At 48.6% G+C, this 21,614-nt stretch carries 20 protein-coding genes; 9 read left to right on the plus strand and 11 right to left on the minus strand.

Annotated features, from left to right (window positions below; translation table 11 throughout):
* From AM1_RS44230 to AM1_RS07265, 3 genes are all read left to right on the plus strand, one after another.
* Positions 1-165 (plus strand): ribosomal maturation YjgA family protein, encoded by a 165-nt coding sequence (locus AM1_RS44230; protein ID WP_202947651.1) that lies wholly within the window; start codon positions 1-3, stop codon positions 163-165.
* 282 nt (positions 166-447) lie between these two features.
* Positions 448-1,014: a molybdopterin-dependent oxidoreductase gene (locus AM1_RS07260; protein WP_041659333.1), complete on the plus strand. Its 567-nt coding sequence runs from the start codon at positions 448-450 to the stop codon at positions 1,012-1,014.
* A 5-nt stretch (positions 1,015-1,019) separates the two neighbouring features.
* Positions 1,020-2,201 carry a GGDEF domain-containing protein gene (locus AM1_RS07265; protein ID WP_012162173.1) on the plus strand — a complete coding sequence of 394 codons (1,182 nt, stop codon included), beginning with the start codon at positions 1,020-1,022 and terminating at the stop codon, positions 2,199-2,201.
* A 26-nt stretch (positions 2,202-2,227) separates the two neighbouring features.
* Here the strand turns inward: AM1_RS07265 and acnB are convergent, their stop codons facing one another.
* Together acnB and AM1_RS07275 are read right to left on the minus strand one after the other, a co-directional pair.
* On the minus strand, positions 2,228-4,828 hold the full coding sequence (gene acnB / locus AM1_RS07270; RefSeq protein WP_041660812.1) for a bifunctional aconitate hydratase 2/2-methylisocitrate dehydratase: 2,601 nt from the start codon (positions 4,826-4,828) through the stop codon (positions 2,228-2,230).
* A gap of 103 nt (positions 4,829-4,931) precedes the next feature.
* Entirely contained in the window at positions 4,932-5,591 is a 660-nt protein-coding gene (locus AM1_RS07275; protein ID WP_041659335.1) for a hypothetical protein, read from the minus strand.
* A 191-nt stretch (positions 5,592-5,782) separates the two neighbouring features.
* On the opposite strand from AM1_RS07275, the gene AM1_RS07280 reads away from it, so the two are divergent.
* Both AM1_RS07280 and AM1_RS39715 read left to right on the plus strand, forming a co-directional pair.
* The gene (locus AM1_RS07280; protein WP_012162177.1) at positions 5,783-6,556 is read left to right on the plus strand and encodes a hypothetical protein; all 774 of its coding nucleotides are present in this window, start codon (positions 5,783-5,785) and stop codon (positions 6,554-6,556) included.
* 126 nt (positions 6,557-6,682) lie between these two features.
* A protein-coding gene (locus AM1_RS39715; RefSeq protein ID WP_148215688.1) for an IS630-like element ISAcma29 family transposase occupies positions 6,683-7,815 on the plus strand; the annotation gives its coding sequence in 2 pieces (ribosomal slippage) (positions 6,683-7,109 and positions 7,109-7,815; 1,134 coding nt in all).
* Positions 7,816-7,822: 7 nt separating this feature from the next.
* Here AM1_RS39715 and AM1_RS07295 read toward each other — a convergent pair.
* Both AM1_RS07295 and psaK read right to left on the minus strand, forming a co-directional pair.
* Positions 7,823-8,818, minus strand: a complete 996-nt coding sequence (locus AM1_RS07295) for a D-cysteine desulfhydrase family protein (protein ID WP_012162178.1) — start codon at positions 8,816-8,818, stop codon at positions 7,823-7,825.
* Between the two features lie 148 nt (positions 8,819-8,966).
* Positions 8,967-9,227 (minus strand): photosystem I reaction center subunit PsaK, encoded by a 261-nt coding sequence (gene psaK, locus AM1_RS07300; RefSeq protein ID WP_010475892.1) that lies wholly within the window; start codon positions 9,225-9,227, stop codon positions 8,967-8,969.
* Between the two features lie 177 nt (positions 9,228-9,404).
* Here psaK and AM1_RS07305 point away from each other — a divergent pair, with 177 nt between their 5' ends.
* Together AM1_RS07305 and AM1_RS07310 are read left to right on the plus strand one after the other, a co-directional pair.
* The gene (locus AM1_RS07305; RefSeq protein WP_012162179.1) at positions 9,405-10,058 is read left to right on the plus strand and encodes a phosphoribosylanthranilate isomerase; all 654 of its coding nucleotides are present in this window, start codon (positions 9,405-9,407) and stop codon (positions 10,056-10,058) included.
* A gap of 224 nt (positions 10,059-10,282) precedes the next feature.
* Positions 10,283-11,221: a GGDEF domain-containing response regulator gene (locus AM1_RS07310; protein WP_012162180.1), complete on the plus strand. Its 939-nt coding sequence runs from the start codon at positions 10,283-10,285 to the stop codon at positions 11,219-11,221.
* Positions 11,222-11,314: 93 nt separating this feature from the next.
* On the opposite strand, the gene AM1_RS07315 is transcribed toward AM1_RS07310, so the two are convergent.
* From AM1_RS07315 to AM1_RS07335, 5 genes are all read right to left on the minus strand, one after another.
* On the minus strand, positions 11,315-12,439 hold the full coding sequence (locus AM1_RS07315) for a quinone-dependent dihydroorotate dehydrogenase (protein WP_012162181.1): 1,125 nt from the start codon (positions 12,437-12,439) through the stop codon (positions 11,315-11,317).
* Between the two features lie 39 nt (positions 12,440-12,478).
* Complete coding sequence (locus AM1_RS07320) at positions 12,479-13,228, minus strand: hypothetical protein (RefSeq protein WP_012162182.1); 750 nt, start codon at positions 13,226-13,228, stop codon at positions 12,479-12,481.
* Positions 13,229-13,245: 17 nt separating this feature from the next.
* A complete protein-coding gene (gene secG, locus AM1_RS07325; protein WP_010475901.1) occupies positions 13,246-13,473 on the minus strand; it encodes a preprotein translocase subunit SecG in 228 nt (75 codons plus the stop codon).
* A gap of 105 nt (positions 13,474-13,578) precedes the next feature.
* Entirely contained in the window at positions 13,579-15,183 is a 1,605-nt protein-coding gene (gpmI, locus tag AM1_RS07330; RefSeq protein WP_012162183.1) for a 2,3-bisphosphoglycerate-independent phosphoglycerate mutase, read from the minus strand.
* 176 nt (positions 15,184-15,359) lie between these two features.
* Complete coding sequence (locus AM1_RS07335) at positions 15,360-16,256, minus strand: RnfABCDGE type electron transport complex subunit D (protein WP_012162184.1); 897 nt, start codon at positions 16,254-16,256, stop codon at positions 15,360-15,362.
* A gap of 226 nt (positions 16,257-16,482) precedes the next feature.
* Here AM1_RS07335 and ppsA point away from each other — a divergent pair, with 226 nt between their 5' ends.
* Positions 16,483-18,933, plus strand: a complete 2,451-nt coding sequence (ppsA, locus tag AM1_RS07340) for a phosphoenolpyruvate synthase (protein WP_012162185.1) — start codon at positions 16,483-16,485, stop codon at positions 18,931-18,933.
* 38 nt (positions 18,934-18,971) lie between these two features.
* Positions 18,972-19,526 carry a universal stress protein gene (locus AM1_RS07345; protein WP_012162186.1) on the plus strand — a complete coding sequence of 185 codons (555 nt, stop codon included), beginning with the start codon at positions 18,972-18,974 and terminating at the stop codon, positions 19,524-19,526.
* 10 nt (positions 19,527-19,536) lie between these two features.
* Here AM1_RS07345 and AM1_RS07350 read toward each other — a convergent pair whose 3' ends face one another.
* Positions 19,537-20,247, minus strand: a complete 711-nt coding sequence (locus tag AM1_RS07350) for a hypothetical protein (RefSeq protein WP_012162187.1) — start codon at positions 20,245-20,247, stop codon at positions 19,537-19,539.
* A 154-nt stretch (positions 20,248-20,401) separates the two neighbouring features.
* Positions 20,402-21,547 carry a response regulator gene (locus AM1_RS07355; RefSeq protein ID WP_012162188.1) on the minus strand — a complete coding sequence of 382 codons (1,146 nt, stop codon included), beginning with the start codon at positions 21,545-21,547 and terminating at the stop codon, positions 20,402-20,404.
* Positions 21,548-21,614: the final 67 nt, after the last annotated feature.

Below are 21,614 nucleotides of genomic sequence, written 5' to 3' on the forward strand. Positions count from 1 at the left end.
TTGACTACCGCTATCGGTGTTTGCATAATTGCACTTGCAATTGAAGTTTTACAGTATTTCAAAATCATAGAACTTCTAGGATTAGGATCCTCATCATTGGCGAAAACAGTCATAGGTACCACCTTGAGTTGGGAAGATTTAGTAGCCTATAGGCTGGGTATTTAGGTTCTGCACTACCTTGAGAAATCCATAGGGACCCATACAAAAGAGTGGTATTCCGTTAAGTAATTAGCCCCAACCTTTTTTCAGGTAAACAGCATTGTACGGATAGGTCTATCACGCCTAACCCAGATTTAATTGCTAATGATGCAATGTGTTGTTGTTGCAGCTAAGGCAATCCATAGCAGCGAGGAGGAGATTATCGGTTTCAATAAGTACTGCATATTTGTTTACTGCAAAAAGACTAATATCTTTTGGTAGGTTAAAGATGCTGTTGCTGCAAATACCATGCATAATCGTCAACAATGGATAGTACCCGCTCTGGTCTTATTCATAGGAGGTTGTGCCACAGACGCAAAATTTAACGATGTTTACACTCAAATAACACTCCCACAACTGCAGGCGGGTCAACCCATTCCTTTGCCAAACAGTGAACCAATCCTTAAAGTCACAGGTCGATTGGGAAACACCAATCAAGACGATCACATCATCATGGATCGGCAAACCATCGAATCCCTCGGGTTAGTCGAATATTCTGTTCTAGATTTATTTGAACAGCAAAATCATATATTTCGAGGTGTTTTGATGCGAGACTTGCTCGATCTCTGGCAGGTCGACTCCCAAGCAACAACGTTGAACCTCAAAGCACTGAACGATTACAACATTCAGGTCCCCATCATTTGGCTCAAGCAATATCCTGTTCTTTTTGCCCTACAGCAAGATGGTGAAAATATGCAGTCTGATTACAGGGGACCCGCGATGCTGGTATTTCCATATCAACACTTCCCATCCGTATCGGAATTTGCAGAAGAATCCTACTGGATCTGGCAAATCGCAGAAATTAATGTTCAGTAATAGCAATGCATTATCATTCTGGCATTCGACCAGCGGCCCGACAGTCCTGGATAAAGCAGTGGCAACTCGTTTTATTCCCCGGAATTATGCTGATCCTACTGATCGGAATTGTTGCTGGTGGACAATCATTACGGCAACAAATTGAAACGCAAGACAAGTCCCTAGAACTTAACTTAGTCAGAGGCGTTCATGATTTTAATCAACTCCAGAGGGAAGTGAATCGTCTACGACTTCAGCTGACCCGTAACCCTACTACCAGTACCAAGAACTTAAATCTACAGCTGAAGATTACGCAAAGCCGATTCACGATTATTCAACGGCACTCTCTAGCTCGCAACTTAAATACTCAAGTTGCCACCATTAAAGATCATTTAATTCAATCTTGGTTGTCGTTAAAACCTGAGATCCAACGCTGGCAGCTAGACCCCAGCAATACTAAGCTCAAAACTCAAATTATTGACCAGCTTGACAACCTAGAACTCGATATCAATCAAGTTTCTCTTCTCCACCAACGCCAACAGTGGAAGCAATATCAAAGTCGAATCCGACGTCATTCCCATTCGCTACAGCTATTGAGCATCATCACCATTTTGTTTTGTGGTTTTACCTTGCTGGTTGGTTACCTACTGATGCAATTTGTGCGTGCTCGTCAGCGCTTATTAGAAAAAGTAGAACAGTTGGCCACCATTGATGATGTTACGCAAATTGCCAATCGACGCCATTTTAATGCCGTTTTTGCCCAAGAGTGGCAAAGAATGCTCCGGGAACAATCTTGCTTATCTCTACTCCTGTGTGACGTTGATTGCTTTAAGGCCTACAACGATCATTATGGTCATCAAGCAGGGGATAGTTGCTTGTTTCAAATTGCCCAAACCATTCATAACTGTATGCGCAGACCCAGTGATTTTGCAGCTCGATATGGTGGCGAAGAATTTGTGATTATCCTGCCTCATACCCAGCTGTCTGGGGCTCAAGCTCAAGCTCAGGTTATCCAAGAGAACCTACAAAAGCTAGCCTTGGCCCATGCTGAATCCAGCATCAGTGACTATGTCACTATCAGTATTGGCATTGCCAGTGGGATTCCACAACTAGAGCTGAATGCCCATCAGATCATCGAACAGGCAGATAAAGCACTGTACCAAGCCAAAGCTCAGGGCCGTAACCGTTCCTGCTTCAGTGAGTTCTAAAGAATCTGTGCCTTATCTGTTATTCTTCAGCTCACGGGCATCCCTAAAATATCTTCAATTTTAGGTAACTCCTCCAAAGGAATCACGCGACCTTCATCAATAAAGCCATCAATCTGATCGAAATTGAGATAGCGGTACAGATCATCCGCAAACGGATCAATCTTTTTAGCGACGATATCCTGGTATTCCTCAGGGGTGGGAATACGGCCGAGGAGAGCACAAGCGGCAGCCAATTCTGCTGAACCTAAATAAACCTGCGCCCCTTTACCCATCCGATTATTAAAGTTACGAGTTGAGGTGGAGAACACCGTTACCCCATCTTCCACACGGGCTTGATTTCCCATACAGAGGGAACAACCTGGCATCTCGGTTCGGGCTCCAGCTGCCGCAAAAATACCGTAATAGCCCTCTTCTCGGAGTTGCTTTTCATCCATACGAGTGGGTGGACAGATCCAGAGCCGCGCTTTTGTGGGTCCTGCTCCTTCCAAGACCTTAGCTGCGGCCCGGTAGTGACCAATATTGGTCATGCAGGAACCAATAAACACCTCATGGATGGGGTCATTCACCACTTCAGATAGGGTTTTAATATTGTCAGGATCGTTAGGCGCAGCCACCAGCGGTTCACGAATCTCATTGAGGTTCACGTCCACCACTTCGGCATACTCTGCATCGGCATCTGCTGACATTAAGGTTGGATTTGCCAGCCATGCTTCCATCTTGGCCACACGGCGAAGAATCGTCCGGGCATCCTGATAGCCTCGGGCTGCCATATTCTTAAGTAGGGCAATATTAGAGCGCAAATATTCGGCTACCGTCTCTTCACTCAGCTTAATTGTGCAGCCCGAGGCTGATCGCTCTGCCGATGCATCTGTTAATTCAAAGGCTTGCTCTAGTTTTAGATCCGGCAATCCTTCCATCTCTAGGACTCTGCCAGAGTAGATATTTTTCTTATTCTGTTTTTCAACGGTCAGCAATCCCTTTTGGATAGCGACATAGGGAATAGCATTGACGATATCCCGCAGGGTAATTCCAGGCTGTAGATCACCCGTAAATTTGACCAAGACCGACTCTGGCATATCTAAGGGCATAGCCCCAATCGCTGCCGCAAAGGCCACCAATCCAGAACCAGCAGGGAAGGAAATGCCTAAGGGAAAGCGGGTGTGAGAATCGCCTCCTGTACCCACGGTGTCAGGCAGCAACATCCGATTGAGCCAAGAGTGGATAATGCCATCTCCAGGGCGCAGGGCGACGCCACCCCGAGAAGCGAAGAAGTCAGGCAGATGGGTATGGGTTTCAATATCAACGGGCTTGGGATAGGCCGCTGTATGGCAGAAGCTTTGCATGACCAGATCAGAGCTAAAGCCTAGACATGCTAGCTCTTTCATTTCATCACGGGTCATGGGGCCTGTGGTGTCTTGCGATCCCACAGTGGTCATTAAGGGTTCGCAGGACATGCCGGGGCGAACGCCTGGTAGACCACAAGCCTTGCCCACCATTTTTTGGGCGAGGGTAAAGCCTTTGCCAGAATCAGGGGGTGGAGTGGGTCGGGTAAAGACATCACTTGGCTCCATTCCCAGCTCAATGCGAATTTTGTCCGTTAGAGAGCGACCAATCAGTAAAGGTATCCGACCTCCCGCTTGGACCTCGTCGGTAATCGTTTCAGGTTTGAGGGTAAAAGTGGTGAGGACGGTACCTGCTTCATCTGTGATTTCGCCTTTGAAGGGATAGATAGTAATCACCATCCCAGTATCTAGACCAGAGACATCACATTCAATGGGCAATGCGCCTGAATCTTCCGCCGTGTTGAAGAAAATAGGTGCAATATTGCCCCCTAAGATATAGCCGCCAGCTCGCTTGTTGGGAACAAAGGGAATATCATCGCCAATATGCCAGAGGACCGAGTTAATGGCTGATTTCCGGGATGATCCGGTACCAACCACATCTCCAACATAGGCGACGGGATGACCTTTTTGCTTGAGTTGAGCCAAAGTTTCTAGCCCGTCTGGCATTCGGGTTTCCAACATGGCTAGCGCATGCAGCGGGATATCAGGGCGTGTGGTGGCATGGGGGGCGGGAGACAAATCGTCCGTATTCGTTTCCCCCGGTACTTTAAACACGGTAACGGTAATGGATTCAGGCAACTTGGATTTGCTGGTAAACCATTCTGCTGCCACCCAGGAATCAACCACGGACTGGGCATAAGAATTGGTTTGGGCGAGCTCTATCACATCATGGTAGGCATCGTAGACCAAAACCGTATGCTTGAGGGCCGTGGCGGCAGCGGTGGCGAGTTCAGCATTGTCTGATTTAAGTAAGTCCACTAAAGACTGCACGTTGTAGCCGCCCATCATCGTACCGAGGAGTTCAACCGCAGCGATGGGGGTGATGAGGGGACTGGTGGTTTCGTGGTTTGCGATCGCACTCAAAAACGAAGCCTTCACATAGGCCGCCTGATCGACACCGGGCGGGATGCGATCTCGCAGCAATGCCATCAACGCATCTTCTTCCCCTGCAGGCGGAGACTTGAGCAGCTCACACAGATCAGCCGTCTGCTCAGCCGTCAACGGTAGCGGCGGAATGCCTAAAGCAGCCCGTTCCTGAACATGTTGGCGGTAAGATGTCAGCATTTCCAAACCAGATCCCATGAAGCGTTCTCAATAAATAGCAGAGTCCTATACCTAATATATCGCTGGATTGTCAGAGTCTGATGTGTAGCGTCATACTGCCAGGTCATTTCGTCCATTCCACATCAATAGTCTTGATGGTATTGCGGTTGTAGGCTGTAACGGTTGCCTCCACATATGAACCACTCCAAGCAATAGAAGCCATTCGATAGTTGTAGTTAGGTCCCAGTTGTTGCTTAGCTCGTTGCAAGGCTTCAGCCCCATCAGTACCGTTAAAGGCAACATAAAGGAGGGCATTGAGAATGACAGCGACAGCAGCGCCTCCCACCCATGCACTAATGGGAGGCGCTGCCTTCATCCCAGAGGTCCTCATAGCAGCCAAGATTTGTGGATGGCGGAGTTGAAAGTAAAGCCACGGTAAATAGATAGCTAAGACTCCAGTAAAGACACACGAGATAAAATTCAAGATCGGGGACAGGCGAAATTGAGTCATCCATAGGTCTTGATCCTGAAACACAACTATTCCGATGACAATGAGGAAGACTCGGTACATCCAGTAAAATGCAGAAAACCTAGTCACCCATACGGTTACCTGTAAGTTACCTCTCATCAGAAAAAAACCAGCCACCACCCCAAAAGTCAAAATATTGGACATGGAGTTAAGCCCCGCGTCCCCCCGATAAATCATCATTCCAATCGCAAGCAGCCCAAATAGAATTAGCGACCAACCGGCGCGTTTCAATATCGTTCGATAAGTCTGGAACATCGCGATATAAATCCGCCAATACCTTTTTTCAGTATGTTTTCATTAAGTGCAGTATGGAACTATCAAGCCTGCCTGCAAAAGCAGCTAGATTACATCATCAAAAAACAAAATCTGATAGTTTTGCTATAAAGATTGCCTTTTTCTAGATAAAGCCAAAGGCTAAATGATTACTGCTGTGGGAGGCAAAGATAATGTTCCATCACTCTAATTCAACCTATTTATCAACGCGGCTACTGCTCAGTGTATGCGTCGCTTTAACCACATTACCTGGGTTATATGGTTGTAATAACCAAGCCAATAAAGAAGAGGGTAAGCCCCCAGTATCGTCGGGTTCTGTTGCACCTAGATCCGCAAAACTCCCAACCCTAAACCTTCCTCCCCAAACCAACCTATCGACTCCGACGTCTAATCAGCCCGTTAAAGGAACTCCCAAATCTCAGCCTGCCAATCCCCTCGGGACGAGTCCCGCGACCTCGAAAGTCCCTCCCAGCACCATTGAAATCCCCTCCAGCCTGGCAAAAACGAACTCACCCACTGCAGCGACAATCCCTGCTCAGCCCCCCAATGCAGTGCCAGCTCCCAGTCCGATTCCCTCAGGTATCAGTCAACCTGCTCCCCCCGATATCCCTGCTGCTAATATTCCAACCCAGAATATTCCAACCGCAAAGGCCCCATCTGCCCCACCTGCAGCAGACTCCCCTGCTGGCTTAACGGAAGAAGGCAAGGCCATCCAACAATTCAATCAACCCATTGATCCCAATCTTCGGCTTACATCCCCTTCCGCCTCTACCCCAAAAGCCCCCAAGGCACTCACGTCCTCCTTCGATACCAATCCTTCGTCTGGAACGAATAGCGCTGCCCCTAGCACTCCATCTTCCTCTAGCTCTAATTCCTCTGGCCTCAGTCCATTGGAGTATAAATACAACCCATCCACAGGAACCTACAGTACCGGGACTGCCGAGTAGCGACCCTCTAGATGAAGCCCATGATGCTCCTTGCCAGCCCCATCATTCTGAAAACTAGTGTTCAGTCAAGAAAAGACTGACAGGTATATTTTCTAGAATGAAATGGACGCATTCTAGGAGAACGTCATGGGTAAACGGTACATCGTCACTCTGAGTGAGCCAGAGCAACAGTATCTCAAGAATTTCACGTTCACGGGAAAACGAGGTGCTCGGCAAATCAATCATGCCCGCATTCTTCTGAAAGCGGATACTAACCAAACTCATGGTGGTTGCTGTGATCGAGAAATTCATGAAGCGATAGGTGTCAGCATACGCACAATTGAGCGGGTGCGTATGCGATTTGTGGAAGAAGGCCTTGAAGCTGCTATCAATCAACGTTCTGGGGCAGGTCGAAAGCGAAAAATACAAGGAGAACAAGAAGCTCATCTGATTGCCTTACGCTGCAGTGAACCCCCCGTTGGTCATGCTCGCTGGACATTACGCTTACTCGCAGACCAGATGGTGGAATTAGGCTACATCGACCACCTCAGTCATGAGAGTGTCCGACAAACTCTAAAAAAAACGAGTTGCAGCCTTGGCGAAAGACCTGTTGGGTCATCCCCCCACAGCAGAATGCAGAATTTGTCTGGCGGATGGAGGAGCTCTTAACGGTTTATGAGCGTCCTTATGACTTGAGGAATCCTTTGATTTGTCTGGATGAAGCCACCAAGCAATTGGTTGAGGAAATCACTCTACCCATCGCGGCTCAACGTGGTCAACCCGAACGTGTTGACTATGAGTATGAACGTAAGGGCACAGCCAATCTCTTTATGTTGTGTGAGCCAATAGTAGGCACGCGATATGTGAAAGTAACTCAACGACGAACTGCCATTGACTATGCTCATCTACTCAAAGAATTAGTGGATGTGTTTTACCCTGAGGCCCACACCCTCACGCTGGTTCAAGACAATCTCAATATTCACTCCCCCTCCTCACTCTACAAAGCTTTTGAACCTGAAGAAGCCAGGAGACTTTTATCTCGGTTCGAATTTTTCTACACCCCCAAGCATGGAAGCTGGCTCAATATGGCTGAGATTGAATTAAGTATCCTGTCTCGTCAATGTTTAGATCAACGCATTGCTGATTTTCCAACCTTACAAAAGCATGTGAGGGCTTGGAATGAGCACCGAAACCAAAAGGGAACATGGATTGACTGGCGGTTCACGACGCAAGATGCCAGGGTCAAATTACACAGACTTTACCCATCAATAAATCTTTGACGGAATACTAGCTTGTCTCTTGCAAGGAAAATTGTGGTGCAAAGAGGGCAGGTTGTCCTCCCGTATGCCAAAACAGAACGGTTTGTTGGGGATTAAATTGCCCCTTTCGGATTAAATCTAATAACCCACCCATCGCCCGACCCGAATAAACTGGATCGACAAGAATGCCTTCTGATTGCGCCAGGAGGTTAATCGCCGATCGCTCTAAGTCTCCAACCCTGCCGTACCCAGCTCCCAAATAAGCGGTTTCGACGCGAAAGTCTGCGGAATGAAATTGGCGATCTGATTGGAGCAACTTTGCTGTCGTAGTGGCTAACTCCGCCAATTGATCTTGGTAACTCAACTGCTGATCTTCAGCCTTATCAATACGAATGCCAATCAGCTCTACATCAATCGCCAAGAGCGATTTGCCAACGGTCAGCCCCGCCTGTGTCCCCCCTGAACTGGACGCGAACACAATCGCATCCACGGATACTGACATTGCCTGAAGCTGTTGCTGCAATTCAGCCATCGCCGCCACAAAACCGACTGCCCCCAACGCATTAGACCCACCATAGGGAATGACGTAGGGATGCCGACCTTGGGCTTGTAGCTGGGATGCGATCGCACTCAACTGCTCCCCTTTGCGATTCGTCCCTGTCCAATGAATTTGAGCACCCAAAAGCTCATCCAGCAATAAATTCCCATTAGCTCGATCGGGTGGAGTCCCTCCTAAAACTAGATGGCAGTCCAGTCCAACCATGGCTGCGGCTGCCGCCGTTTGTCGACAATGATTCGATTGAGATGCCCCTGCCGTAAGTACACAATCGCAGTGTTGGTGTAACGCTTCTGCGATTAAGAATTCTAGCTTTCGGGTCTTGTTGCCTCCCAGAGCCAACCCGGTTTGATCATCCCGCTTCATCAAAATTCTGGGTCCATCCAGCACTTGGGACAGTCGAGGTAGCTCAACAATCGGGGTTGGGAAAAATCCTAGGGATCGACGGGGTAAATGGTGAAATGGCATATGTAAAAAGAGATCAGCTATACCCGGATTCTAAAAATGTAGGAGATGAGAGGGATATTGCCATCAAAAATCCCCGCAATCTAGCCTTTTTTAGGGTAAAAAACAGGGAAAGTGACTATTACAAATACAGACTAATACCAAGGAGGGGTTAGAGGGCTCCGGCAGACCGCAGACCTAAAATCATTCCAGCACCAATCCAGTGGGCAAACACCCCAGTCGCCAGCATTTCAGGCACACCAAAGTCTTTCATAGAATCCGGCACACCAATGGGCAAAGCGGGGCCTTGGCCTGGATACTTAATGGCATAACGCCCCAAGAACACCATCAGCAAGTTAATAAACAGCATCAGTATCCCTGTGTTAACGGTCCAGGGATGACTTTCGAAGGTCGTCAAAAGTATGGGATGCATCAAAATTGTTCTCCTAAAAACAGCGAAACGGACTAAATCTAAAAATCTGTAACGTCGCTGACAAAATTATAAAAATTGAACTGGCGCAAAATTTTGTTTTGTTTTAAGAGTTAACATTTCGCCATAAAAGTGATCCCACCTTATGCTGAAAGAAATACATGGGATACGGGGGATTTTATGCGGGTCAAAATTTGTGGCATTACTCAGCCTGATCAAGGGGTTGCGATCGCAACTCTAGGTGCCGATGCCCTCGGATTTATCTGTGTCTCTCAGTCTCCCCGCTACGTTACGCCCCAGCAGATTCAGGTGGTTACCCAAGCGTTACCCACACAAACCCTAAAGGGAGAACCCCTAACCCGGATTGGTGTGTTTGCTAATGCAGCTCTAGACCTGATTCAACAAACTGTAGAAGTCGGCCAGTTAACCGGAGTCCAACTCCACGGGGATGAGTCCCCAGAATTTTGCCAGCAAGTTAAAGCGAAACTACCCAAGGTTGAGTTAATCAAAGCGTTTCGGGTTCGTAGTGCTGAAACCCTTGCTCAGATCACGCCCTATGAAGCGATTGCAAATACCCTGCTCCTCGATGCCTATACACCCCAAGCCTTAGGCGGAACGGGGCATACTTGGGATTGGACGTTGCTCAAGACTTTTACACCAAAGCTTCCTTGGTTCCTAGCAGGTGGTCTCACTCCTGATAATGTGACACCAGCAATAACGACTTTAACTCCATCAGGAATCGATCTTTCAAGTGGAGTGGAACAGTCTCCAGGTAATAAAGATCTGCAAAAAGTAAAGCAGCTCTTTCAGCAGGTTCATACGTTAGTGATATAGGTGATTGTGTCGATTGCTCTGTACCAGAAAACTCATGAAATAACTGAGTAACCCTTTATTCTGCTTCTAACATCTGGAATCACTACATTGCTTTGCACTACAAGCACAGTTATTTTGAGAAGACATCATTTGTGCTCTAACAACACGTACTGCAAGACTCTAAATCCTTTCGCCTCGTGAAGATGACTCAGGACAATTTATTCTCCTTAGCTGACAGAGATATCATGAGTCAGCAATCCATCATCTTAATTGCAGAGCCTGATCAAGAAATCAGTAATCATATAGCCCAACTTCTGGAGAAGGATGGTCATCTAGTGATGACCACATCCAACGGGGAAGAGTGTCTAGAAGCATACAAAAGCATAATGCCGAACCTTGTGATTCTAGACGCCATGATGCCCAAGATAAACGGTTTTGAATGTTGCAGAAAACTTTTGAAATTATCTAGTGGTTCTCCCCCCCTAACCCTAATAATTACAGGGTTAGACGAAGAGGAATCAGTGAATTTAGCTTTTGAGAGTGGCGCATCTGATTTCATTACCAAACCTATTCGCTGGCCTATTCTGAAGCAGCGTGTGCGTATCCATTTTGAGAATAATCGACTTAAGAGACAACTCGAAGAGACAACTCAAAAACTGCTCCAACTCTCCTCTATGGATGAGTTTAAGCAACTGACCAATCGACAGTTTTTTCTAAAACAAATCCAAGTTGAATGGCTTCGGATGGTCAGAGAGGAATCTCATCTATCCCTGATGGTTTGCGAGATTGATGGCTTCGAAACTTACGCTGATACCTACGGCCATATACAAGCCGACCAATGTTTATCCCAAGTCGATGGGGCCATCCATCAGAGTCTCAATCGTCCGGCTGACCTGATTACCCGATATGGTGGCGGGAAAATTGCAGCCCTTCTCCCAAATACATCTTTAGAAGGGTCCCTCCACATCACAGAGAAAATTCGAGGAGCTGTAGCTGCTCTGGCCATTCCCCATCAATCTAATGCTTTCTCAGATATCATCACGATTAGCTTGGGGATTGCTAGTGTGCTTCCTTGTACTCAATTGATGGGGGCTGGAAGCTTTTATCAATCTGCTGATAAAGCCCTGTCTAAAGCCAAATCTGAAGGAGGAGATCGGATAGTAGTGGGTACTCCGATAGATTGATGCCGCTGTATCTTTATGGGGGGCAGGGAAGTGTTGACGTTGGTCTGGTGAAAAAGAACACCTAAATCTTGATATCTACTGAGACGACCCAACCTATTTCTGACCCACGATTTCAGAGAGTTGCTGAATGCCTTCCTCCTGCATTTTTACCAGCAATCCTTCCAAAATTCGGCGCACCATCCACGGCCCTTCATAGACCCAGCCTGTATAGACTTGTAATAAGCTGGCCCCCGCACAGAGTTTTTCCCAGGCATCCTCAGCGGTAAAGATGCCGCCTACGCCGATAATTGGCAGTTGGCCTTGGGTCTGTTTGTGAATAAATCGAATCACGTCTGTGGAACGCGATCGCACCGGGGCACCACTTATCCCACCTGCTTCTTCACTAGGTACATTCCCCGTAGCGGCAATCCGCTCCGTTTTCAGATCCCGCCGAATCGTTGTGTTCGTAGCAATAATGCCCGCCAGCTGATGAACTTGAGCTAAGTCTACAATCGCGGCAATATCCTTCCACTCTAAGTCTGGGGCAATCTTCACTAGCAGAGGTTTGCCTTCCGTATTCTCGGCTTGCAGACCCGCCAAAATGGGGGCCAATTGTTCAACCGCTTGAAGCGATCGCAACCCTGGCGTATTCGGTGAACTCACATTCACCACAAAATAGTCCCCATAGGTTTTCAGTAGCTGAAAACTCCCCACATAATCTGCGACCGCCTGTTCGAGGGGCGTAACTTTTGACTTGCCTAAATTAATCCCTAGAGGATAGGAACGAGCTTGGCGGTCCAGTGAAGCCGCAATCACCTTCGCCATCGCAGCAGCCCCTTGGTTATTGAATCCCATCCGATTCAGCGCTGCTTGATCCTCAGGTAAACGAAACAAGCGAGGTTGAGGGTTACCGGGTTGAGCGTGGAAGGTCACTGTTCCTACTTCTGCAAATCCAAACCCAAAACGAGGCCAAATATTGGTTGCCACACCATCCTTATCAAACCCCGCCGCCAATCCTATGGGGTTGGCAAAGGAGAGGCCCCACAAAGATTGCGAAAGCCGAGGGTCTTCCACCTGTAGAGAAGAGGCCAACCGCCGTTGCAAGCCTTGAGCCAACCCCTGATCCACATTCCGATCCAGCCAGGCACAAGTCCGCATCAATTGACGATGGACCGTTTCTGGGTCAGCTTTCAAAGCCGAAAATAAAAGAGGTTGTAACCCTTGTTGATATAAATCCACAGTTTTCTCAGACCAGCATCGCACTGAGAGTATAGCCCGCTAAGGTTCAGCAGGGGGCGCAGAAGTGTCTGACGATTGTTGCACAGGCCAGCCCAGGCGAGTTGGCTGCTGATAGACCCGTTTCAGGGTATTCATATCCCGTGCAGAAATAGGAGCGGGTGTTCGCACTTGGGAAAAATAGAGGGCATCGGTTTTTAAGCGGCTATGACCCCAAATCCCCAAGGCATGGCCTAACTCGTGGCGAACCGCAGCAGCAATATAGGTCTCTGTTTGATTGGCTCGAACTTGAATGGTGCAGCGATGGGACAACCGCTGCTGGTCATCTACATAGAGCTTAAAGCGCGTCTCTGCTGAGCGAACACGTCCCTGACTTCGTTGAGTGGGATCAACCGCTGAGATAGTGATATCAGCCTGGTTCGGATCAGTTACCACTTCCAGAGGAAAATACGCTTGCCAAGCCTGAATCGCTTGATCAACCGCCTGGGGCCATTTCTCTTGGACTAATGGCAAAGACGCTGGAGCAGGCTGAGTATAGACTCTGACGGGAAATTGGCTCCAGACTAGATACCCCACGCGAGTGACTTTGATCTGATCAAAATAATCTCCTTGTTCCTGGGGATCTTGCCACCGTTCTAAAGCAGCTGGCAACGGATGCACCTGGGCCGCAGGAGCTTGGAGGGCCGCATGATTGGGACGGACCCAGCCGAAATGCACAAGAACAGCGACGACAAGGCCTATGAGCCCTAAGCCCATCACTGCAGGCCACTTTCTCAGATTAGGCCACCCCATTGTGTTAAGCTCATCCGTTAACCGAGCCAGCCAGCGCTGAGAACCACGGTTAAGCCCATAAACATTAGGGTGAGGGTCCAAGTGATGCGATTAAGGGTTTTTTCCGCACTCTTAGCACTCGTGAAGAGCTGGCCTTGACCACCAATACCCCCCAAACCATCCCCTTTGGGGCTGTGCAAGAGTACCAAAGCAATAAGCCCTACGGCAGAGAAGAACCATACGCCTTGAATTACGTTAGTCAGCATCCAACTGAAACCCTAGTAAACGATAAAAAATACTGACGGCAAATCAATAGCCGCACGACGGTCTACCCATCCTATTGGGCAAGACATACTCACAAAGTATAACCTTTAGCGATGAATCCGGACAGGACTCTTGTTCTGACGAACTTCAAATCCTGCAGCCTGAATTAAGGTTGATCCCGTCATTTCTTCTGGTTTGGGAAGCTGCAAAATATCTAAGATAGTCGGGGCAATGTCAGCCAAGCGGCCATCCGCCCGCAATTGCACATCCGTACCATGGGCAGGGATTTTGCGACCTTCCCCCTCTACCAAAATGAAAGGCACAGGGTTCGTCGTATGAGCCGTCCAGGGATTACCGGTCTCATCCCACATCCGTTCGGCATTGCCATGGTCTGCCGTGATTAAAAGCGTGCCTCCCACGTTAATCACTTGGTTTAGGAGTTTACCAAGGCATCCATCGACGGTTTCAACGGCTTGGATCGTGGCATCCATCATGCCCGTATGGCCCACCATATCGGTATTGGCGTAGTTAATCACCATCAAAGAATAGATGCGTTTATCTAAGGCTGCGATCGCTTCTTCTGTCACCTTAGCCGCCGACATGGGTGGGTCCTGGTCATAGGTAGACACCATGGGGCTAGGGACTAAAATTCGGTCCTCTCCGGGCAAGGGATCTTCAATGCCACCGTTGAAAAAATAGGTGACATGGGCATACTTTTCGGTTTCAGCTAATCGCAGTTGCTTCAAACCATGATTGGCGACAATTTCCCCCAAAATATTGTCTAGATTTTGGGGCTTAAAGGCGACATCCGTGGGTAGATCTGAATCATATTGAGTGAAGGTGACAAAGTGAAGAGGCTTCACCTGCTCTCGCTCAAACCCATCGAACTTGGGATCAACAAAAGCTTGAGTCAATTGGCGGGCTCGATCGGGCCGGAAGTTAAAGAAAATCACACCATCCCCGGCCTCGATTGCCCCAGGAGCAATACGAGTGGGGGGAAGAAACTCGTCTGTGGTTTTGTGATCGTAGGCATCGGTGATCGCATCTAGGGGAGACCAATCCCGAGGGACAGCCACCTGATCGTTCACCATGACGTCATAGGCCTGCTGAATCCGATCCCATCGACGATCACGATCCATGGCAAAATAACGGCCACTCAGGGTCACAATCTGACCCACCCCAATATGGGCGATCTGTTTCTGTAATCGCAGAATTTCGTCTTTCGCGCTTTTTGGAGGGGTGTCGCGTCCATCCAAAATGGCATGAATACAGACTTGGGAAATATTATGCTCTTTTGCGAGCTTCAGTAAAGCTAAAAGGTGGTCTGAATGGGCATGAACACCCCCTTTGGAGCACAGGCCAATCAGATGCAATTTGGTGCTGGCTTGAGACACTTGTTTGCAAACCTTATCCAAGGCAGGATTGGTCGCCAAGCTACCATCTTCGATCGCATCCGCAATGCGGACCAGCTCTTGGGGGACGGTGCGGCCAGCGCCTAAGTTAAGATGGCCCACCTCCGAATTACCCATTTGACCTGCAGGCAAGCCTACGGCCTTACCAGAGGTTTGAATGAAAGTACTAGGATAAGCTGTCCAGAGGCTGTCAATAATTGGGGTGTTGGCCGTTGCGATGGCATTACCATCTGAATTTTCTTGGTAGCCCCAACCATCTAATATGACTAGCACCACCGGGGAAACAGGTGTCGACGTCATACAGGGTCGTTTTCCTCAAGGATTTATTTGTGATGCAATCATAACACTCAGAATTCCGCTTAGAACAGACCACAACTTGGATCTAAAGGAAAAAGCAAGATTATCCTGACCTCGACATTAATATCATTTTCAGGTTAAGACTAGGTTGCCCCAGCAATATCGAGATTAACACCCGCTTATGGATGGGAAGGCAGAAAGTCTGCTCCATCCTCTGGCTGAGCCGGCGATACCTCCAAGCAAGATTCATCAGATAGGGGTAGAGGGGTCCATGTGAAGCGAGGCGCAGGCCAGAGTCGATCGAACAGCACCGTTAAGGGGGCTAAGGCAAACAACGCCCAGAAAATTCCGGTGGATAAAAACAGCTTCGTTTGTAGCACAAACGTGACGACCGCGATACTGCTAGACCAGAGCAGACGGGCTCCTCGGGCATCCGGGATCGATCGGGGATCGGTGAGCATAAACAAGGCAAATAAGATCAGAGATCCACTCGACAAACTGTGGTACCACACATCCCAGCTCCACCCTAACCACAGATCCCGCAGGGACAGACAGGCTCCATAGGTGGCTAAAAACATCACAGAGGTGTCCCATCGCCCTACCCGATGCAACACGACCCCACCCGCTCCCGCAAATAAAAGGCCATACCAGCCCACTGCTCCCCATTGCCCAGGGGAGACCCAAGCATCAGAGGTCAAGATAAGGGCGGCAATAATGCCAAAGTTGGCTGGATTAAAGAAATGTTTGCCCTTCCACTTACAGACAAATTTACTCAGGATCGCCAAGGTCGCTGCCAGCATCATGGTGCTCCAATGATCCGTTCGCAGCAGCAAGCTCAACCCTAATGCCGTAATTAGGGCGCTGCGAATCGAGGGATTAAAGGCTCGGTCGTTAGGCTGACGCCGCTGCTGGTACAGATAGGTCCCATAAGAGGCTAATGCTTGGACGAGAATTGTGGTTGCGATCGCAACACCGATCATTTCGGGTCTTAGGGTCCAATCCTTCGTCCCAATACCTAGCACTAAAAATAAGCTGAGAAACAGAATTTGGTAATCTCTCGCATCTTGAAAGGACATAGACCCTCGTCTGGATGGAATGGTCCCAATTTATCCCAAACTTCTAACTTAGGCGTCAGCGGTTACCTAAATGGTTACCAGCCCAGGCTTGTTTATAGGATGCCTAAGGCTTCAGAGTCCTTGAACGAGGTCTTCAAAAATCCTCACAAGTTTCTCAAATTAGCGGGATATAAAGAAGACAAATATTCTGATTCCGATCTTCTCCAGAGAGCGGGACCTAGCCCCCATGCTTCCTATCTCTCCCCAACAACCGCCAACAACCAAACATCAGTCCTTCATTCTTTGGTTTGATCAGGTTGGCATTGCAGACATTCCCCTGGTTGGCGGCAAGAATGCCTCCTTAGGAGAGATGATCCAACAGCTAGGAGCGCAAGGTGTCCAAGTACCCACCGGCTTTGCCACCACAGCCCATGCCTATCGAACCTTTCTGCAACAATCCCAACTAGAAGCCCCCCTTCGTCAGCTCTTACAAGGGTTAGACGTAGAAGATATTCCACAGCTCCGAGCACGGGCACAGCAGGCCCGCGAACTGATCCTGGCCACTCCTTTTTCTCCCGGATTAGAACTAGCCATCAGTGAAGCGTATTCCAGACTCTGTCAGCACTGTGGTGAACAGTCATCCTTATCAGTAGCCGTTCGCTCCAGCGCCACCGCTGAGGATTTACCGGATGCCAGCTTCGCGGGGCAACAAGAAACCTATCTCAATGTCCAAGGCCTTCGCGGGGTCTTAGAAGCCTGTCATAAATGTTTTGCCTCTCTCTTTACCGATCGCGCAATTTCCTATCGCACCTTAAAAGGGTTTGACCACTTCACAGTGGCCTTAGCTGTAGGGGTCCAGCAAATGGTGCGATCTGGCACCGCTGGGGTGATGTTCTCCATCGATACCGAAACTGGGTTTGATCAAGCAGTCCTGATCACGGCAGCCTACGGGCTCGGGGAAACCGTGGTCCAAGGTGCCGTTAACCCAGACGAATATTTGGTGTTTAAACCAACACTCCAACAGGGCTATCAGCCCATTCTATCTAAGCGACTCGGCAGTAAAGAGATCAAAATGGTTTACGACCAAGAGGGCAGTAAACTCACGAAAAATGTGCCCGTATCTGCAGGCGATCGCCAGAAATTTACCCTCACCAACCCAGAAATTCTTACCCTCGCCCAATGGGCTTGCAAAATTGAAGATCATTATTCTGCCGTGCGGGGCACCTACACCCCCATGGATATTGAATGGGCCCAGGATGAGTTCACCGGGGAGCTATACATCGTCCAAGCCCGACCGGAGACCGTACAGTCGCAAAAATCAGACACCCTGCTAAGAACGTACCAGTTAGATACGACCGGGTCAGTCCTGAGCACCGGTCGGGCCGTAGGGGAATTGATTGGCCAGGGGCGAGGGCAAATCATTCAACATGTCAGCCAAATCAGTGCGTTTCAGCCTGGGGACGTCTTAATCACCCATAAAACGGATCCCGATTGGGAACCGATTATGAAGCAGGCCGCAGCCATCGTTACCAACCAAGGAGGGCGCACCTGCCATGCCGCGATTATTGCTCGGGAATTGGGCATCCCTGCCATTGTCGGGTGTGGTAATGCCACCCACCAGATCCCCAACGGTCGGCTGGTCACGGTTGCCTGCTGTGAAGGGGAAGTCGGCCATGTTTACGATGGGCTACTGTCCTTTACCGTTCAAGAAACCCAACTAGAACAGCTCCCCACCACCCAAACTAAAATCCTGCTCAATGTGGGGAATCCTGACCAAGCCTTTAGACTGGCAGCCCTGCCCTGTGATGGCGTGGGCATCGCCCGCTTAGAATTTATTATTGCCAACCATATCAAAGCCCATCCCCTGGCCTTAATCCATTTCGATCAACTGGACGATCCGTTAGCTCAACAAGAAATTACCCACCTGACTCGCCACTATCCCTACAAACCGGACTTCTTTGTGGATCAGCTCACCCATGGGGTAGGCATTATTGCCGCAGCGTTTTATCCCAAACCTGTCATTGTCAGACTGTCTGATTTCAAGAGTAATGAATATGCAAACTTACTCGGCGGTCAGCAATTTGAACCTCAGGAAGAAAATCCCATGCTGGGATGGCGGGGGGCATCTCGTTACTACGACGATAAGTTTCGAGAAGCATTTGGTTTGGAGTGTAAAGCCCTCAAGATCGTCCGAGACGAGATGGGCTTAACCAACGTGATCCCCATGGTGCCCTTCTGCCGAACACCAGAAGAAGGTCGCAAAGTTATTGCAGAAATGGAGAATGCTGGATTAGTCCAGGGGGAAAATGGCCTCCAGGTTTATGTGATGTGTGAAGTACCCAGCAACGTCATTCTGGCGGATCAATTCAGCCAAATCTTTGATGGGTTTTCCATCGGCTCCAACGATCTCACCCAATTAGCCCTAGGGATTGATCGAGACTCAGCCTTAGTCGCCCACCTCTTTGATGAACGTCATGAAGGTGTGCAATCCCTGATTCGTCAAGTGATTGACCAGGCCAAACGCCATCACTGCAAAGTCGGCATCTGTGGCCAAGCCCCTAGCGACTACCCAGAATTTGCCCAATTCCTCGTTGAACAAGGAATTGACTCCATCAGCCTCAATCCTGATTCAGTGCTCAAAACAAGGTTCACTATTGCCCAAGTTGAAACACACCTGTCATCGTCTCAACCGTCCTAGTCTTATATCGTTTTCCACGCCCCTCGGAGGTACTCATCATGTTCCGCAAGATATTAGTTGCCCTTGACCATTCAGAAACAGCTCTGGATGTCTTTGATCAAGCCCTTGATTTAGCTGCCACCACCCAGGCGAATTTGATGTTGTTACATGTATTATCCATGGATGACCAGGATGCCCCTGATGCCCCCACATCCTTCCCTAGCATGTATTACTATCCAGGGTTATCAGCCACCTCGATTAAGGTCTATCAGCAACAGTGGGAGCAATATACCCATGCAGCCCAAGATATTCTAGAGGCCCAATCTGAAGAAGCAAGGTTAGCAGGAGTGTCTGTCAGAACCACCCAAAAACAAGGCGCTCCTGGTGAAACCATTTGCGAAGTGGCGAAGGAATGGCAGGCCGACTTAATTTTGCTCGGAAGTCGAGGACGAGCTGGTCTGAGTGAATGGTTGTTAGGCAGTGTCAGCAATTACGTCATGCATCATGCCCCCTGTTCAGTGCTGATTTGTAGAGAACCTGAGACGCCTCCCCCAAACTCCATTCCAGATCATCTCAACCGACAGCTCATGTCTAACTTAGGGGGATGGCAATAATCTGGCCAAGCTAACTGGATTTCTGGGAGGCTACTTTAGGCTGCATCCAGTCTACTTGCAAAGGCTTGAGTAATCCCGACTCCGTAACTTGAACCGTCATTAAGAAGATGTCTTCTTCAAAGGTTTTGACTGCCAATTGCGGTGGGTCACTGGCCTGAATCCGGTAGGTCCGATCAGGAATAAACTGGCTAATGATGGCTCGTTGCCCCACCTGCTTAGGCCCCGTATGACGCAAATAAATCATCTGCTTCAATCTGAGGGCCACATCCCCCGGCGTTTTACCATAGAAGAGGGGGAGAAAGTCTTCCAAGACTTGTCCAGACTTCGCTTGGGAAAAGCCAGATATTTCCTTCTCCAAATCCCTAATGTTTAGAGATTCTTTGACCTGGTAATCGGATAAGATTTGAACGTCTAAAACTGTCATCTGCTGCAAATCAAACAAAGCTTTTTGCTTCATAAGCTGTGGGTGAGCCCCATACACTTTCTTCGCAGCGTTCAAAGCAATATCAGACAATTCCGTAAAGCTATAGTCATCAAGATTTTTTTGAGCAAGCTGCATTTTCATTTCTTGCTCAAATTCAGTTTGTAATGCTGTAATTTTGCTCTGATCCGGCGGTTGCGTGGCGGAAGGAAGTTCGCTGGCTTGCAGTTGACAAGCCGTAAGGCATAAACCCACTAGCAAGAATTGAAACCATAGACGCTGCATAGCACCCTCACCCATCACTGTGGTTCCAGTCTACTTACCCTCGTAGACAATGACGATCAGAGAGTTTGAGACGCGCACTGAAAAGGAACTTGCGTGGTAATAAGCCCTGTTGGGCGATTGCACTAATGGTTGTGATGCAGCGATTACTGTGCACAGTAACTCTTGAACACTACATCTGGGATACGGCTGCGCCTTCAGCCGACAGTTTTTGTACCAAGGCTAATAGTTCTTGAGGATTAAATGGCTTGGTCAAATAGGCCGTACAACCAGACATCCGGGCTCTCATCCGGTCAATCAGACCTTCTCGACCTGTCAACATCACAACAGGAATTTCCTTGAGCATATCGACTTGGCGAACCATGCGACACAGCTCATACCCATCCATCTTCGGCATTTCAATGTCCATAAGGATGACGTTGGGTTGTTGCTCAATTAAGACCGTTAATGCCTGTTTCGGATCCATCAATTGCAGGACTTCAAAGCCTTCTGCCTCTAGGGACAGTTTCACAAATTGTTGAATGGTTTGACTATCATCTACACAAGCAACCACGGGGCGAACTTGCTCTTCGATGACTCGATAAGGGTTCAGACTGATGGCTCCAGCCTGAACCATCGGCGCTAAATCAGTCACCAGAGTCAAGACATCCAAATCTGCCTGGGTGGCTAACTCATAGAAGCAAAGGTCTTGTTCTAATAGATTGACAATATTTTGTAAGTGTCGTCCTTGGCCATTTTCCTTCCAAGCTAATTTCAAGAATTGATCGGGATCCTCTAAATGAGGCTTTTGGAAGGGAGAGCCAATCACAGCCTGCAGCTGTGCCCATTGATTAATTTGATCTCGGACCGGTAAAACGAGCTGGCGAAACGGAGCAGAAAGCAATAGTGGATCCAACCCCACATTGGGCTCAAATTCTAAGTAGCCTTGGGGGAGGGCTAAGAACTGCATTAATGCTTCTTGGGTCAGAATCGCGAGCAGTTTTCGGAAGAAATTTAGGGGTAAATTATTGGCCTGCCAGTACTTGCACAGATAGGAATACTCTGACGTATTATTCGGTAGAGGCTCAGACAAATTAAAGTCGGGTAGCTGCTTTTTGAGCACGTAGGGTAATCGCTCGGCATGTCCCATTGTGCTCTCTGCAAAATGCATTTGCCCACCGCCTAGATACACCCGCCAGCTAATCGACGGATCACGAGAATCAGTGATAGTGATGCGGCCAGACCGTTGCTCAGAGATCACTTTCTGTAGCACTTTGGCAGGTGCGACCTGTGGTTTGTCCTGTTGGGTGGGTGTTGGAAGACTGGAGGTATAGGTCATAAACTAACTGATTTGGTAGTTAATAGTCAGAGCATTGGCAGTTACCAGCTCAGCAAGATGGCAAGTG

The organism is Acaryochloris marina MBIC11017 (genome assembly GCF_000018105.1).
GTDB classification, from domain to species: Bacteria; Cyanobacteriota; Cyanobacteriia; order Thermosynechococcales; family Thermosynechococcaceae; genus Acaryochloris; species Acaryochloris marina.